12 protein-coding genes and 1 tRNA gene are annotated in these 13,660 nt (G+C 38.1%); 6 read left to right on the top strand and 7 right to left on the bottom strand.

What is annotated here, in order from left to right; genetic code table 11:
- Positions 1–4: 4 nt before the first annotated feature.
- A complete protein-coding gene (queG, locus tag NSQ94_RS04340) occupies positions 5–1,138 on the bottom strand; it encodes a tRNA epoxyqueuosine(34) reductase QueG (protein WP_327848606.1) in 1,134 nt (377 codons plus the stop codon).
- Between the two features lie 82 nt (positions 1,139–1,220).
- Between queG and NSQ94_RS04335 the strand changes: the two genes are divergently transcribed.
- Entirely contained in the window at positions 1,221–1,886 is a 666-nt protein-coding gene (locus NSQ94_RS04335; protein ID WP_094244584.1) for a phenylalanine--tRNA ligase beta subunit-related protein, read from the top strand.
- Positions 1,887–2,005: 119 nt separating this feature from the next.
- Here the strand turns inward: NSQ94_RS04335 and NSQ94_RS04330 are convergent.
- From NSQ94_RS04330 to NSQ94_RS04320, 3 genes are all read right to left on the bottom strand, one after another.
- Positions 2,006–2,079 (bottom strand) — tRNA-Gly (locus NSQ94_RS04330).
- A 1,082-nt stretch (positions 2,080–3,161) separates the two neighbouring features.
- Complete coding sequence (gene trpB / locus NSQ94_RS04325; RefSeq protein WP_130157117.1) at positions 3,162–4,325, bottom strand: tryptophan synthase subunit beta; 1,164 nt, start codon at positions 4,323–4,325, stop codon at positions 3,162–3,164.
- Positions 4,326–4,409: 84 nt separating this feature from the next.
- Entirely contained in the window at positions 4,410–4,802 is a 393-nt protein-coding gene (locus tag NSQ94_RS04320; RefSeq protein ID WP_130157115.1) for a VOC family protein, read from the bottom strand.
- 353 nt (positions 4,803–5,155) lie between these two features.
- Here NSQ94_RS04320 and NSQ94_RS04315 point away from each other — a divergent pair, with 353 nt between their 5' ends.
- The 3 genes from NSQ94_RS04315 to ssuE all read left to right on the top strand — a co-directional run bounded on the left by NSQ94_RS04315 (position 5,156) and on the right by ssuE (position 7,120).
- A complete protein-coding gene (locus tag NSQ94_RS04315; protein ID WP_066250938.1) occupies positions 5,156–5,464 on the top strand; it encodes a hypothetical protein in 309 nt (102 codons plus the stop codon).
- A 76-nt stretch (positions 5,465–5,540) separates the two neighbouring features.
- Positions 5,541–6,302 carry a methyltransferase domain-containing protein gene (locus NSQ94_RS04310; RefSeq protein WP_339230231.1) on the top strand — a complete coding sequence of 254 codons (762 nt, stop codon included), beginning with the start codon at positions 5,541–5,543 and terminating at the stop codon, positions 6,300–6,302.
- A gap of 278 nt (positions 6,303–6,580) precedes the next feature.
- A complete protein-coding gene (gene ssuE, locus NSQ94_RS04305; RefSeq protein WP_117016930.1) occupies positions 6,581–7,120 on the top strand; it encodes an NADPH-dependent FMN reductase in 540 nt (179 codons plus the stop codon).
- A gap of 163 nt (positions 7,121–7,283) precedes the next feature.
- On the opposite strand, the gene NSQ94_RS04300 is transcribed toward ssuE, so the two are convergent.
- The 3 genes from NSQ94_RS04300 to NSQ94_RS04290 all read right to left on the bottom strand — a co-directional run bounded on the left by NSQ94_RS04300 (position 7,284) and on the right by NSQ94_RS04290 (position 10,486).
- A complete protein-coding gene (locus NSQ94_RS04300; protein WP_066250948.1) occupies positions 7,284–8,048 on the bottom strand; it encodes a DeoR/GlpR family DNA-binding transcription regulator in 765 nt (254 codons plus the stop codon).
- A gap of 91 nt (positions 8,049–8,139) precedes the next feature.
- On the bottom strand, positions 8,140–9,378 hold the full coding sequence (locus tag NSQ94_RS04295; RefSeq protein ID WP_339230229.1) for an MFS transporter: 1,239 nt from the start codon (positions 9,376–9,378) through the stop codon (positions 8,140–8,142).
- Positions 9,379–9,397: 19 nt separating this feature from the next.
- Positions 9,398–10,486, bottom strand: a complete 1,089-nt coding sequence (locus tag NSQ94_RS04290) for an alcohol dehydrogenase catalytic domain-containing protein (RefSeq protein ID WP_130157109.1) — start codon at positions 10,484–10,486, stop codon at positions 9,398–9,400.
- Between the two features lie 207 nt (positions 10,487–10,693).
- On the opposite strand from NSQ94_RS04290, the gene NSQ94_RS04285 reads away from it, so the two are divergent.
- Both NSQ94_RS04285 and adhP read left to right on the top strand, forming a co-directional pair.
- A complete protein-coding gene (locus NSQ94_RS04285; RefSeq protein WP_117016927.1) occupies positions 10,694–12,343 on the top strand; it encodes a ribulokinase in 1,650 nt (549 codons plus the stop codon).
- 296 nt (positions 12,344–12,639) lie between these two features.
- Positions 12,640–13,659 carry an alcohol dehydrogenase AdhP gene (adhP, locus tag NSQ94_RS04280; protein WP_130157107.1) on the top strand — a complete coding sequence of 340 codons (1,020 nt, stop codon included), beginning with the start codon at positions 12,640–12,642 and terminating at the stop codon, positions 13,657–13,659.
- The last annotated feature ends 1 nt before the right edge of the window (position 13,660 follow it).

The raw sequence follows: 13,660 nt of genomic DNA, 5'->3' as shown, positions 1-13,660 counted from the left end.
AAAATCATGCTTTCAACATTTCAATTCCTTTGACAATTTCATTCTTTACTTCTTCATCTTGTTCTTTTTCCAGAGCTTTTTCTAATTCAAAAAGCACTGATTGATCTCCTATCCTTCCAATCGCCCATGCGGCGGTTCCCCGAATAATCGGTCTTGAATCTTCGTGCATCAGTTTAATTAAATCAGGCAAAGCCGTTCTATCTTTATAATGGGCTAAAGCGATGATCGCATTTCGCTGAATCGGCTTTTTTCCTCTCCATGAACCAGCTATATGGCCGAATTTTTCTTTAAACTCGCGGTTTGAAATATGAAGAAGCGGCTTTAATTTTGGTTTTGCAATTTCAGGATCCGGTTCCATTTCAGAATGGATATGGAAATCCTTTCCTTTATTTTCCGGACAAACAAGCTGACAAGTGTCACAGCCGTAAAGCCTGTTTCCGATTTTCCCACGGTATTCATCAGGCAGAAACCCTTTTGTTTGCGTTAAAAAAGCAATACATTTCTTTGAATTGAGCTGCCCGCCTTGCACGAGCGCACCAGTCGGACATGAATCGACACATATGTTGCAGGATCCGCATCGGTCTTCAATCGGGGTGTCGGAAGGAAAAGGAATATTTGTAATCATTTCGCCTAAATATACATAAGAGCCGAATTCCGGTGTAATAATCATGCAGTTTTTTCCGCTCCATCCGATACCGGCTCGCTCTGCTACGGCCCGATCCGACAGCTCCCCCGTATCGACCATCGATTTAACCTGTGCTCCGTCCACTTTTTCTAAAATAAAGCTTTCCAGCTTTTTTAACCGATCTTTTAGAATCACGTGATAGTCTGTCCCCCATGAAGCCCTGCAAAATAAACCGCGCCGCTCTTTTTTTGTACTTCTGGGAGCATTTTTCATTTTTGAAGGATATGCCAACGCTATAGAGATAATCGATTTTGCTTTTGGAAGGAGCAGCTCAGGATTTGTCCGCTTTTCGATATCAGGCTCCTCGAATCCTGACTGATATCCTAACTGCTGCTGTACAATTAGCCGCTCCTTCAATGTTTCAAAAACATCAGCACTCGCAAAACCGATTTTATCGATTCCAATTTGCTTGCTGTATTCAATAATTTCTTGTTTGAGAACTGTGAAATCCACACCGCTCCACCCCCTTTGTTTTTATTTCAAAAAATATATAAACTATGTTAAGATAAAATGGCTGAAAATAGGAGGGAAATCAATGGAATTTTTTATTGCTGAAGAGGTCAAACAACGAATTCCTCACTTTAAAATAGGCTTAATTGAGTATGATCATATTCAAGTATCCGAATCCCCCCAAATGTTAAAAGGGAGACTTCGTTTCTTTCAAGAATCTATTTTTTTCGATCTAGAAAATAAAAATGCAGTTGAATTAGACGGCATTCGAGAATGGCGGGAAGTCTTTAAGCGTGTTGGCACTGATCCTAATCGATACCGCCCATCCAATGAGGCTCTTTTTCGCCGCGTTCAAAAACAGCAATACTTACAGTCTATCCATTCAGCAGTTGACTTAAATAATTTTTTCTCTTTGAAATATGAAATTCCGTTAGGCATCTACGACCGAAACAAAATAAAAGGACCTATTACGTTAAAAATCGGTAAAAATGGCGATTCATATGATGCCATCAACGGCCGCCAAGTGAATTTGGAAAATAAACTAGTAACCTGTGATGCAAACGGACCTTTCGGAAGCCCCTATGTTGATTCTAAGCGAACAGCAGTACAGCTTTCGACAACAAGCGCTTTACATATCGTTTATTTAAAGCCATCGATGCGGACAGAAGAAGCAAAAAAATTACTTGAAGCGATGGCAAACATGTTTGTTCAAATTCACGGTGGAGATGCTCGCCAACAAATTTTCGCTTAAGCCTCTCCCTTTTCTTTCTTTTAATGGCATGGCAGCCATATACAAAATTTCTATAATGAAAAAACGCAATGCTTCGTTTGCTTATAAAAACGAAACACTGCGTTGATGAATGATATGTATGGAGCGGGTGATGGGAATCGAACCCACGACATCAGCTTGGAAGGCTGAGGTTTTACCACTAAACTACACCCGCATACATTATTTCTTTTTTATTAAGTCGAAAAACACGCATTTACCATGCCTCTTCCTCTTCCAGCTTATTCGAGGAAGTAGATGCGTCGAGGCAACTCGATGCTTATTCATCGAAGCATCGCTCGTGGCTGAGGTTTTACCACTAAACTACACCCGCATACATTATTTCTTTTTTATTAAGTCGAAAAACACGCATTTACCATGCCTCTTCCTCTTCCAGCATTGTTCGAGGATGTAAATGCGTCGAGGCAACTCGATGCTTATTCATTGAAGCATCGCTCGTGGCTGAGGTTTTACCACTAAACTACACCCGCATACATTATTTCTTTTCTATTAAGATGAAAAACACGCATTTACCATGCCTCTTCCTCTTCCAGCTTATTCGAGGAAGTAGATGCGTCGAGGCAACTCGATGCTTATTCATCGAAGCATCGCTTGTGGTAGCCGTAATGCAATGACGGGTTTTATTATAGCAAAGCGAAAATGACGGTGCAATGGAAAAATGTAAAAAAAACGACATTTTTTTATGTTTTTGTCGAAATTGTGAACAAAATAGATACAAAGCTGTCCATTTAACGCCCTATACCGCTGAAAAAAGCATTAAATCAACAGTTTTTCTTATTTTGTTCATATATTTACAAAGCTGGTGGTAAATGTCCAGCGTTTAAATGTAAACTCCGAAATCATGGCAAGCTTAGATAACAGTTAGATTGAACCCCTCAGTCATTCCTTCGCAAACTAAATTTATCAACCAACATAAAATACTAAGAGCTGAGAAGATTCCTATAAAATCAGAGTAACTATACCTCAAAAACTACACCATTTTGATTCATTGAAAAATGTGATGAACGCACTTATCCCATATTTTTTAACTTTCTATAGCACTTTCGTGACTACAGCTCCCATACCTTGCCCATTTCAGAGCTGTCAAGGATTTTTTCAAAGATAAATATACGCTTATCCGGTGGATCAAAAATCTGCCTTTTTTACATTACTATAAACAACTTGCTCTTTTAACAGTTCAGCTGATGAATCGTTAAAAGAAAGTAAAAAAATCGACGTTCAAAAACGCCGATTTTCACCTTATTTTTTCAACATTTCAAACACTTGCTCGACATCCTTATCTCCTCTGCCGGAGAGATTAACGATCACAATATCCTCCTTGCTTAGCTGCGGGGCAAGTTTCATCGCATATGCTACAGCATGTGAACTTTCAAGGGCAGGGATGATTCCTTCCAGCTTAGATAATTGCTGAAAAGCTTCCAAAGCCTCTTTTCCAGACACCGTAACATATTCTGCCCGTCCGGTTTCCTTCAAATAGCTGTGCTCTGGACCAATTCCAGGATAATCAAGCCCTGCTGCAATAGAGTAAGTCGGCATTGGATCATTATTTTCGTCAAGCAAAGTTAAGCATTTAAATCCGTGAATAACAGTTGGAACACCTTTCGTAAGCGTTGGTGCCTCTTCCGGCTCCACTCCTATTAATCTTACGTTTGGTTCGTCCAGATAATGCGCAAAAGCTCCGATTGCATTGCTTCCTCCTCCTGCACAAGCAATCACAGCTGTTGGAAGCTTCCCTTCTTTTTCAAGAATCTGCTTTTTCGACTCTTCACTAATAACCGATTGAAAATGCTTGACAATTGTTGGATACGGATGCGGGCCGACAGCAGATCCAAGCAAGTAAAACGTGTTTTGGTAATTTTCCACATAATCAGCTAAAGCTGCATCCACCGCATCCTTCAAACGTCCTTGTCCTTTTTCAACCGGTACTACCTTTGCACCAAGCAGCTCCATCCGAAACACATTTAATGCCTGCCGCTCTGTATCGAGCTTGCCCATATAGATGGTGCATTCCATTCCAAACATCGCACACGCGGTTGCTGTTGCAACACCGTGCTGTCCAGCACCCGTTTCTGCAATGATTCTAGTAGCCCCCATCCGTTTGGCAAGCAAGATCTGGCCAATTGCATTATTGATTTTATGTGCTCCGGTATGATTTAAATCTTCACGTTTTAAATAAACTTTCGCGCCCCCGAGCGCTTCTGTGAAATTTTTCGCATATGTCAGCGGATTTTCTCTACCGACATATTCTCTTAAATAATATGCCAATTCTTCATTAAACGTTGAATCGTTTTTGAATTTTTCGAAATTCTCTTCCAGTATGTCCAATGCTCTTTGCAAATCCTTTGGAACAAAGCTTCCTCCGAATTGGCCAAAATAACCCTTCTCAACTGTTTGCTGACTCATCTTACTCATCTCCTCTAAACTTTTATTCAATTATAGCAAAACATGTTCAAATCAAACACTTATTTTTAGAATTTCTGCCGCTTATTATTTTGCATAGTTTAGCTCCCAAACTACACCGTATTTATCGATTACCACACCATATTTTGAATTCCAAAAAGTATCTTGCAATTCCATTTTGACCTGTCCGTCTTTCGCTAATGTTGTAAAAATTGATTTTATTTCATCTTCTGACTCCAAATCCAATGTCAGCCATATATTGTTCCCCTTCGTCACCGGTGAGAAAACATCGGCAAAATAAAGTACACATGATTCGTTAATATGCAGCTCGGCATGAATATATTTTCCTTCGTGGCCTTTAAACATTTCTTTTCCATCGGATGTCTCTACATTTTTGAGTTCTCCTCCAAATACTTGCTGATAATATTGCAACGCTTCTTTACAGTTATCCAAATAAATATGAGGGATTATTTTTTTCATTTCATCTTTTTTACCCGCCTTTGCCAGATTGTAGGGATAAACATTCTTCTCGTCCATTTTATCATAAGGGAATGACACCTTGTTTTATATAAAAATAAACGGGTTAAATGATTCAAAGCTTTTTCTTTTGTCCAAACTAAAATCTTTATGAAATAGAGCATTACTAGAAACAATTGAAATATTCTAAAATATAAAATGGAGTTAAAAAGCGCAGCGTGATGCAGGTTACCTGCTCCGAAAATAGTTTTCAAATTGGTAAACAAGAAACATTTTGTTATATTGTGTAATCTTTCCTAACGAGATACTTAGCAAAAAGTTCAAATTATGTAAAAATCAATTTGGAGGGCACATTCATGAAGAAGAATGACTACTTTCATTCGAAAAATTACACCGGGAATCATTTACATGTAGACAACTTTAAAGATGAATTTTCCCCTTTTATCGAAGGAATTGCCTGGGAAAGAACAGATGGCACAATGGATTTATTTTTTGACGATTTAAAAGAGGAAGAATTTCAACAATTATTTGCAAATAAAGAGCATTATTATGATAAATTTAAAGGTGTATTTATAGAAAATGTTCAAACAAATGAGGAAGCGTATGAAAAATTTCGTCAATGGGTGGATGAAGTGCTGGAACCGTTTAGAAATGGCCAAAAATAAGCGAATGTTCCATTGAAATGCATTTTGCAAAATTCCCCCATATTTTTACTACAAATGAAAGAAGGGATTCTATCACATGAAAAACGACAGTTGGAATGCAGCTTTGTATGATGCAAAACATTCATTTGTTTCCAAATTTGGAGAGCATTTGCTTGATCTGTTGGAGCCAAAAAAAGGTGAACGTATTCTTGATCTCGGCTGCGGTACGGGAGATTTAGCCTGGAAGCTTTACGAATTAGGAGTTGACGTCGTCGGAATTGATAAATCAGAAAATATGATTAATCAGGCTAAAGCAAAATACCCCGGTTTAAGCTTTGAGGTGAAGGATATTTTAAATCTTGGATACCGCAACGAGTTTGATGCCGTTTTCTCCAATGCAGTTCTTCACTGGATCAAGCCGCCAAAACAGGCGTTAATCAATATATACCAGGCCTTAAAGGAGAACGGCCGTTTTGTAGCGGAATTCGGCGGCAAAGACAATGTCAAAACGATTACCGATGCCATCCGATATGAATTCAATAAATTGGGCATGGAGGAATTAGCAGACCAATTTCCTTGGTATTTCCCGAGCATTGGTGAATATTCATCGTTGATGGAGGAAGTGGGGTTCCGTGTCGTGTTCGCCCAGCATTTTGACCGTCCAACGCCATTACATGGGGAAAATGGGGTAAAAAATTGGATAGAGATGTTCGCTGGCAGCCTGTTTAACAGTTTGACAAACGAAACAAAAAATCTTATCTTCACAAACGTGGAAAACAACTTGAAAAACGTCATATATAAAAATGGCATCTGGTTTGCCGATTATAAGCGAATTCGTGTCATCGGGATTAAAGAATAGCACGTAAAGAGGCGTCTCATATCTTCGCGAATTGTTGAATCTAAAAGAAAGTGAACAATATGTAACTTTCTCAAAAAAATTTTGGAAAAAGCTAAATCTCCAAGAGCTTAAAGTTGCTTCTTATTTTCTCTTGATTTATGCTCAAATTAAAGGCTATTAGAATAACAGCTAAGAGCCTCCATATATTGACAGATTATAAAAATGATGATAGCATAAAGCGAACTATTTCAATAAGATTTATATGTTTTTTAGAATCGTAGAAAGGAGCATAGTAGTAAATGAGCAAAGTTGTAATTATCAATGGAAGTCCGTTTCCATCATCAAGATTAAATGGATTAATCCAATATGCTGAACAGCAATTGCAGCAAAAAGGAATTGAGATTGATTACATTCAAGTAGCACAGCTGCCTGCGGAAGATTTAATCAAAGCAAAATTCGACAGCGAGGCGATTCTGAACGCCAACCAAAAAGTGGAACAAGCTGACGGAATTATCATCGCAAGCCCAGTGTATAAAGCAGCTTATACAGGCGTATTGAAAACATACCTTGACCTACTTCCGCAAAAAGGGCTTTTGGGTAAAACAATACTTCCGTTGTTTATCGGTGGCACATTGGCTCACCTTCTATCTATAGATTATGCGCTAAAACCAGTGTTATCCACAATGGGAGGCAGATATATTCTAGGAGGCGTTTATGCCGTTGATGCCTGGGTAACCAGAGAAGAAAATGAACAATACAGCTTGTCAGAAGAGCTAGTGCAAAGATTGGACGCAGCAGTAGAGGAATTTGCGAATGCTTTAAATGGACAAAAAGCATGATCAGCTCCTAATCGAAACTCAGAGGTTTTTTTGTTCGTTCTTGATTTCGCAAAATTGCCGATAGTAAATTAAAAGCAGACTGCCCGTACGGTGCAATCTGCTTTTTTCATTATTATTGTTAATGAAAAATGAAAGCATTTTGAGTAAAATATTGAATTTTCCTTTATACAAGATGAAGATTAACGCCACTATTTTCCCATTTTTTGATTTCAATCTCACTTAATTCAGAGCCTATAATTACCGCATCAATTTGATTTGGACTGGCAACAGTATGCAAAGCAATCCTTCCTACTTTCGTATGATCCGTTACAACATAGACGCTCTTCGCAGCTTTTATCATAGAACGCTTCGTTGCAGCAATCTGTTCATCAAAATGAGTAAGGCCAAATTTGTGATGAAGGGCTGGCGTTCCGATGAATGCTTTGTCCACATGGAGATTGCCTAACACTTCATCAGCAATGAGTCCATTTAACATATAGCTTTCCGGATATAGCGTACCACCTGTTACAATAACTTTAATCCCATTTGAAAAACGCAACTTTGCCGCAACATTTATATCGTTTGTAATCACTGTTATGTTTTTTCTATCTAATATCGCTTCAGCAATATGAACGGTCGTTGTTCCTGAGTCTAGTATAATATTTTCGCCATCTTGTATAAACTGTGCAGCACGCATGCCAATTCTTCGTTTTTCCTCGAACTGAACGGTTTCCCGATCCTGAAAAGACGGCTCCGATTTTACTTTATCTTCCTCAATGACAACGCCGCCATGGGTCCTTCTCAATTTTCCCTCTGATTCTAATAGCGACAAATCTCTTCGAATCGTTGCCTCATGGACATGAAAATATACAGCCAATTCAGCCACAGTAGCAAATTTCTTTTCCTTTACGTATTCTACTATTTTTTTTTGCCTTTCAAGAGCTAACATAGTCGAACTTCCTAACAATTTAAATTTTTTCTATTCTTATATTATTCTCTTTTCATTAGGAATTCAATCGACTATGTTTTTTCAGATCTTGTTATTTCGTTTCTTCAGGCAATGTAATAAATTTGGTTAATATAGCGCTTACAAAATAAAGTATTGCCAGCACCCAAATAACTCCTGCATTTCCTATTGAACCAATTAACAGGCCAACGATAGCAGGACCAACAAAAACAGGCAAACCAGCGCCTAAATTTAGAACAGACATTGCAGCTCCTTTGTCCTCTTTCACCAACGAAGGTACTAAAGCAGACAACGGAACATATCCCGCTAACAATCCGCCCCATAAAATGGCTACTAAGCCAACGATCCAAATATTACCATTAAACCACTCTGGAAAATAATATATAGCTAAAGTAGTAACTCCGCAGCCAATACCGCCAAAATACATGATGGTATTGCGCCAGCCAATTTTATCCCCTATATATCCAAAAAATAGATTAAATAAAATATTGCTTGTAAAAATTGTCCCCCAAATAGCCAACCATGTAGATGTTGGAATTCCGTGTCCAGCAAGATAAGTAGGCAAAAAAACAGGAAATGCAAACTGCGCAGTAGTATTAATGACACGAACAATGCCGCCTAATAATACTTTCGGCTCTTCCTTGACAATTGTGACACCTTTTATTAGCTCATATAATTTTTCTTTTGCAGAACTTCCTTGATTTGGTTCTAATTTGTCTTTATTAACTATTAATGCGATTATCGCCCCTAATACGACCCAAAAGATTGATGACCACAACGTAGTATAGTGCCCAAATAATTTGATTGCAACTACGGAATAATAAGCCCCTAAAACATTTAAACCTCCCGTAAATACAAACCAAAACCAGCCGACTGCTGTTCCGAGACGCTCCTGATCGGCACGGTAAGCAATCCATACTAGAAAAGAGTATGCAAACAGCGGGTATCCCAAGCCCCTTAATGCATAAAACGGAACCATCCACCAAATATTAAAATTCGGCAGCCCAAAACTCAAAAATCCAATTGTTCCCAGTATATAAAATAACACCCCTAGCCACATCGTTCTTTTTGTACCAAGTGCTTCAACTAATACTCCAGACAGCCACGAAGAAACAGCGACTGTCACCCCATAAGCCGAAAACAATAGGCTAGTTTGCTGAACTGTAAATCCTTGATCAATTAACCAAGGACTTAGCCAGCCAATTTCCAGTCCATCTCCCATCATGAAAATTAAAATCCCTAAATAACCCCATGCAATCGAAGAAGGTATACCTAATTTTTCAGTCCATTTCACTCCAGTTACTTGTGTCATTATTTTACACCCCTTTTATTTAGTTCCATGAAAAAGATAAATATGTTTTTTTCCACCCTTTATGTTCAGCAGCTTCATCCATTGCCTTTTTTAAATCTTCTGCCTTTCGGATTGCTATGCTTTTTTCCGGTATCAACTTAGAGAGAGTTTTCTGATAATCTTCATTTAGAAATGCTTGCATCAAAGTTTTAAAATCTTCACTTGAACTTCTGGAACTTCCGTAAAGCTGCAACCCTTTTTCTAATACATCTCTCGTATTAATTGGTACACGCTGCTCTGTCACCCCCATTAAAATCAATTTGCCTTCAGGCTCCAATAAATCAATCGCTTGGTTGATAGCGCTTTCGCTAAACTTGCCACCTGTGCATTCAATTGCAACTGTCACCCCTTTAGCTTCTAAAAAAGGAAAATCGTTAACTAAGTGTACAGTGGCAAAATCAAACTGATTCAGTTTTTCTTCCACTGCTCCAAACACTAATAGCTGGCTTTTAGGAATATGAAAATAATGATATAGCATTGCGGCTGTTAAATATCCTACTGGTCCATCTCCGAACACAGCAATTTTCCCTTTATGAAAATCTTCTTCTTTCAAATGATTCAGTGCATGCAGTGAAACTGAGCATAACTCTGCTAATACAGCAATCTCATCTTTCAGCTTTTCTGGAATTGGTACAACATTTTCGCTTGGCAATACTAAAAACTCCTGACCAATGCCGTCATATCCGCTTCCTAAAAACACTCCAGTTTTACAATAGTTATCTGCGACATTTCTCCTGCAGGATTCACAACAATCTTCTTTTTTCTTTTGCTCTAATCTGTAACCAGGGATGCTTGGCACAATTGCAACCTTTTGTCCAACTTGTATAAACTCATCTTTTGAAATGACTACTTCTCCAATCCCTTCATGAAATAATGCCATCGGAAGCTTTTGGTTAAGAGCTTCTTTTCTTCTTTTGCCGGTATAGTATCTTAAGTCTGCATGACAAATACTGGCTAAAATAGGCTGGACGACAACTTCACCTTCCTTTACTTTATGTTCAATAATTGTTTCTTTAAATTTTCCAGGCTCTATTAACCTATAAGCCTTTGAATGAATCACATCTGTCATCCTTAATCCTCCATGTTCATTTATGTTTTTTCTTGCTCGTTTTTGATTGTTTATAATGAATATAATTCGATATTGTTTAAATTGTCAATATAAATGAACAAAAATATGTTTATTTTTGCTCGATTATATTAATTTTATGCTTGTAAATTTTATTTTATTAGTTTAATATAATCAGTACAATGAAAGCATTTTCACGGAGTGGTTGGTATGGAAAAATATACTATTGGAATTGATTTCGGTACTGAATCTGGGAGAGTTTTAATAGTAAACATTGACGATGGATCTATTAAAGGACAATGTGTCATTCCATATGCGCATGGAGTGATTACAGAGATGCTTCCGACAAACGATGGGACGAGATTACCCAGAGATTATGCTCTTCAGCATCCGGGCGACTATTTAGAAGTCATTATGAAAGGAATTCCTCATGCTATCAAAGATGCAAATATCAGCTCTTCACAAATTATAGGTATTGGCATTGATTTCACCTCATCTACTATGGTCGCAGTAGATGAAAAAGGAAAACCATTATGTTTTCACAAGGAATTTCAAAACAATCCCCATGCATGGGTAAAATTATGGAAGCATCATGGACCAAAAAAAGAAACAGAAGAAATGTTCAAATTAGCTTCTTCACATAAAGAAAGCTGGCTAAAAAATTACGGCTACAACATTTCAACAGAATGGTTTATCCCAAAATGCTATGAAGTTTTTTGCAAAGATCGTGAAGTGTATGAAAAAGCCAGCTTATTTTTGGAAGCAGGAGATTGGATTGTTTCACAGTTAACAGGGAAAGTTGTCAGAAGCAATTGCTCGTTAGGCTTCAAAGCTTTTTGGAATGAAAACAGCGGTTTTCCCGTGCAATTTTTCGAAAAGCTCCATCCTGAATTTAAAAACATTGTTTCTTCAAAGTTAAAAGGTAAAATTGGATATATTGGTGAAAAAGCTGGGGTCCTCACTGATGAAATGTCAAGTCTTTTAGGATTGCCGAAAAATCTGCCTGTCGCCGTTGCCATTATCGATGCTCATTCCGCAGTATTAGGAGTCGGTTCATCCAAACCGCATCAATTGACAATGGTAATGGGGACGTCCACTTGCCATATTATGCTGAGCAAAAAAGAAATTCATATACCGGGTATTTCGGGAGTAGTAAAAAATTCTATTATCCCAAGATTATATGCATACGAAGCCGGACAATCCGCTGTAGGCGATTTATTTGGCTGGTTTGCAAAACAAGTTCCGGAATCATTGATGAAAGAAGCGAAAGAACAAGGAATTTCAGTATTTGATTTACTGGAAAAAAAGGCATCTCACCTAGAGCCTGGTCAATCTGGTCTCATTGCATTAGATTGGCATAATGGAAACCGATCTATACTTTCAGATGCAGATCTTTCAGGAATGATTGTAGGACTGACCCTCGCTTCCAAACCTGAGGATATCTATAGAGCATATATGGAAGCTACAGCATTTGGCGCAAAAATCATTATTTCAAATTATGAACAAGCAGGATTAAAAATTAATGAAATATTTGCTTGCGGTGGTTTGCCCCAAAAAAATGATTTACTCATGCAAATATATGCAGACGTTTTAAATAAAGAGATTATTGTTTCAGCCAGCGATTATACCCCTGCAGTTGGCGCTGCCATTCTTGGCTCTGTTGCAGCTGGCAAGGAAAATGGAGGATATGATAGCGTAGAAGAGGCTGTTGAAAGGATGAAACAACCAATTTTGAAAACTTACAAACCAATTCTCAGCCATGTAGAAAAATATAAAAAATTATTTCAAATATATCAGCAATTACACAATTATTTTGGAATTACGAAAAAAAGTTGGATGAAGGATTTAAAATCTCTTTAATCCGAACATGTCGCCCCAAAAAATATCTGCATGGAAGCATATCGTCAGTGCCGAAAGCAATATGATCATTCATGCTTGATTAAAAACTGAACACTATATTTTTAGCAGGTTTCCAACTGGAACAACCTGCTTTTTCTTTTCATGCAACAATTCTGCCAATATTTTGTTCAAGTCTGCCAAAAATTCGGCAAAATTCTATTTTGTATTTTTCTAATATTCCGCAAATTAAGCGCTTTCAATTTTGGTACGGTTCTTGCATGATATAAAGTCGAAAAAAATGAAAGGGGTTGATTTGAGTGAAAGCAGCAGTAGTTAACGAATTTAAAAAAGCACTTGAAATTAAAGAGGTGGAAAGACCCAAACTAGAGGAAGGTGAAGTTTTAGTTAAGATCGAAGCATGCGGTGTGTGCCATACGGATTTACATGCAGCCCATGGTGACTGGCCGATTAAACCGAAATTGCCGTTAATTCCGGGGCATGAAGGAGTCGGAATTGTTGTAGAAGTCGCAAAGGGAGTTAAATCAATAAAAGTGGGAGATCGCGTCGGCATCCCATGGTTATATTCTGCATGTGGTGAATGTGAATATTGTTTAACTGGTCAAGAAACACTTTGCCCGCATCAATTGAATGGCGGATATTCCGTTGATGGCGGATATGCGGAATACTGTAAAGCTCCCGCAGATTATGTGGCGAAAATTCCTGATAACTTAGATCCAGTTGAAGTAGCGCCAATTTTATGTGCAGGCGTAACGACATATAAAGCGTTGAAAGTATCAGGTGCTCGGCCAGGTGAATGGGTGGCCATTTACGGTATTGGAGGACTTGGTCATATTGCATTACAATACGCCAAAGCGATGGGACTTAATGTGGTAGCTGTTGATATCAGTGATGAAAAATCAAAATTAGCCAAAGATTTAGGTGCAGATATTGCAATCAACGGTTTAAAAGAAGATCCTGTCAAAGCGATACATGATCAAGTAGGCGGAGTTCATGCTGCTATTAGTGTAGCGGTGAATAAAAAAGCATTTGAACAGGCCTATCAGTCAGTGAAACGGGGAGGCACATTAGTTGTTGTCGGTCTGCCAAATGCTGATCTGCCTATTCCGATCTTCGATACAGTATTAAACGGCGTTTCCGTTAAAGGTTCCATCGTCGGTACAAGAAAGGACATGCAGGAAGCATTAGATTTTGCTGCTCGCGGAAAAGTCCGTCCAATTGTTGAAACCGCTGAATTAGAAGAAATAAATGAAGTATTTGAAAGAATGGAAAAAGGAAAAATCAACGGTCGTATCGTACTAAAATTGAAGGAGGATTGAT

Source organism: Aeribacillus sp. FSL K6-2833, from assembly GCF_037965815.1.
Taxonomy (GTDB): domain Bacteria; phylum Bacillota; class Bacilli; order Bacillales; family Aeribacillaceae; genus Aeribacillus; species Aeribacillus composti.
Note: the sequence above shows the minus strand (reverse complement) of the source record. Positions and strands in the feature narration are given on the sequence as shown.

Bases quoted from the DNA above. Each gene is read 5' to 3' on its own strand.
- NSQ94_RS04335 (WP_094244584.1), top strand. From the start codon at position 1,221: ATGGAATTTTTTATTGCTGAAGAGGTCAAACAACGAATTCCTCACTTT.
- trpB (WP_130157117.1), bottom strand. From the start codon at position 4,325: ATGAGTCAGCAAACAGTTGAGAAGGGTTATTTTGGCCAATTCGGAGGA.
- NSQ94_RS04320 (WP_130157115.1), bottom strand. From the start codon at position 4,802: ATGAAAAAAATAATCCCTCATATTTATTTGGATAACTGTAAAGAAGCG.
- NSQ94_RS04315 (WP_066250938.1), top strand. From the start codon at position 5,156: ATGAAGAAGAATGACTACTTTCATTCGAAAAATTACACCGGGAATCAT.
- NSQ94_RS04310 (WP_339230231.1), top strand. From the start codon at position 5,541: ATGAAAAACGACAGTTGGAATGCAGCTTTGTATGATGCAAAACATTCA.
- ssuE (WP_117016930.1), top strand. From the start codon at position 6,581: ATGAGCAAAGTTGTAATTATCAATGGAAGTCCGTTTCCATCATCAAGA.
- NSQ94_RS04300 (WP_066250948.1), bottom strand. From the start codon at position 8,048: ATGTTAGCTCTTGAAAGGCAAAAAAAAATAGTAGAATACGTAAAGGAA.
- NSQ94_RS04295 (WP_339230229.1), bottom strand. From the start codon at position 9,378: ATGACACAAGTAACTGGAGTGAAATGGACTGAAAAATTAGGTATACCT.
- NSQ94_RS04290 (WP_130157109.1), bottom strand. From the start codon at position 10,486: ATGACAGATGTGATTCATTCAAAGGCTTATAGGTTAATAGAGCCTGGA.
- NSQ94_RS04285 (WP_117016927.1), top strand. From the start codon at position 10,694: ATGGAAAAATATACTATTGGAATTGATTTCGGTACTGAATCTGGGAGA.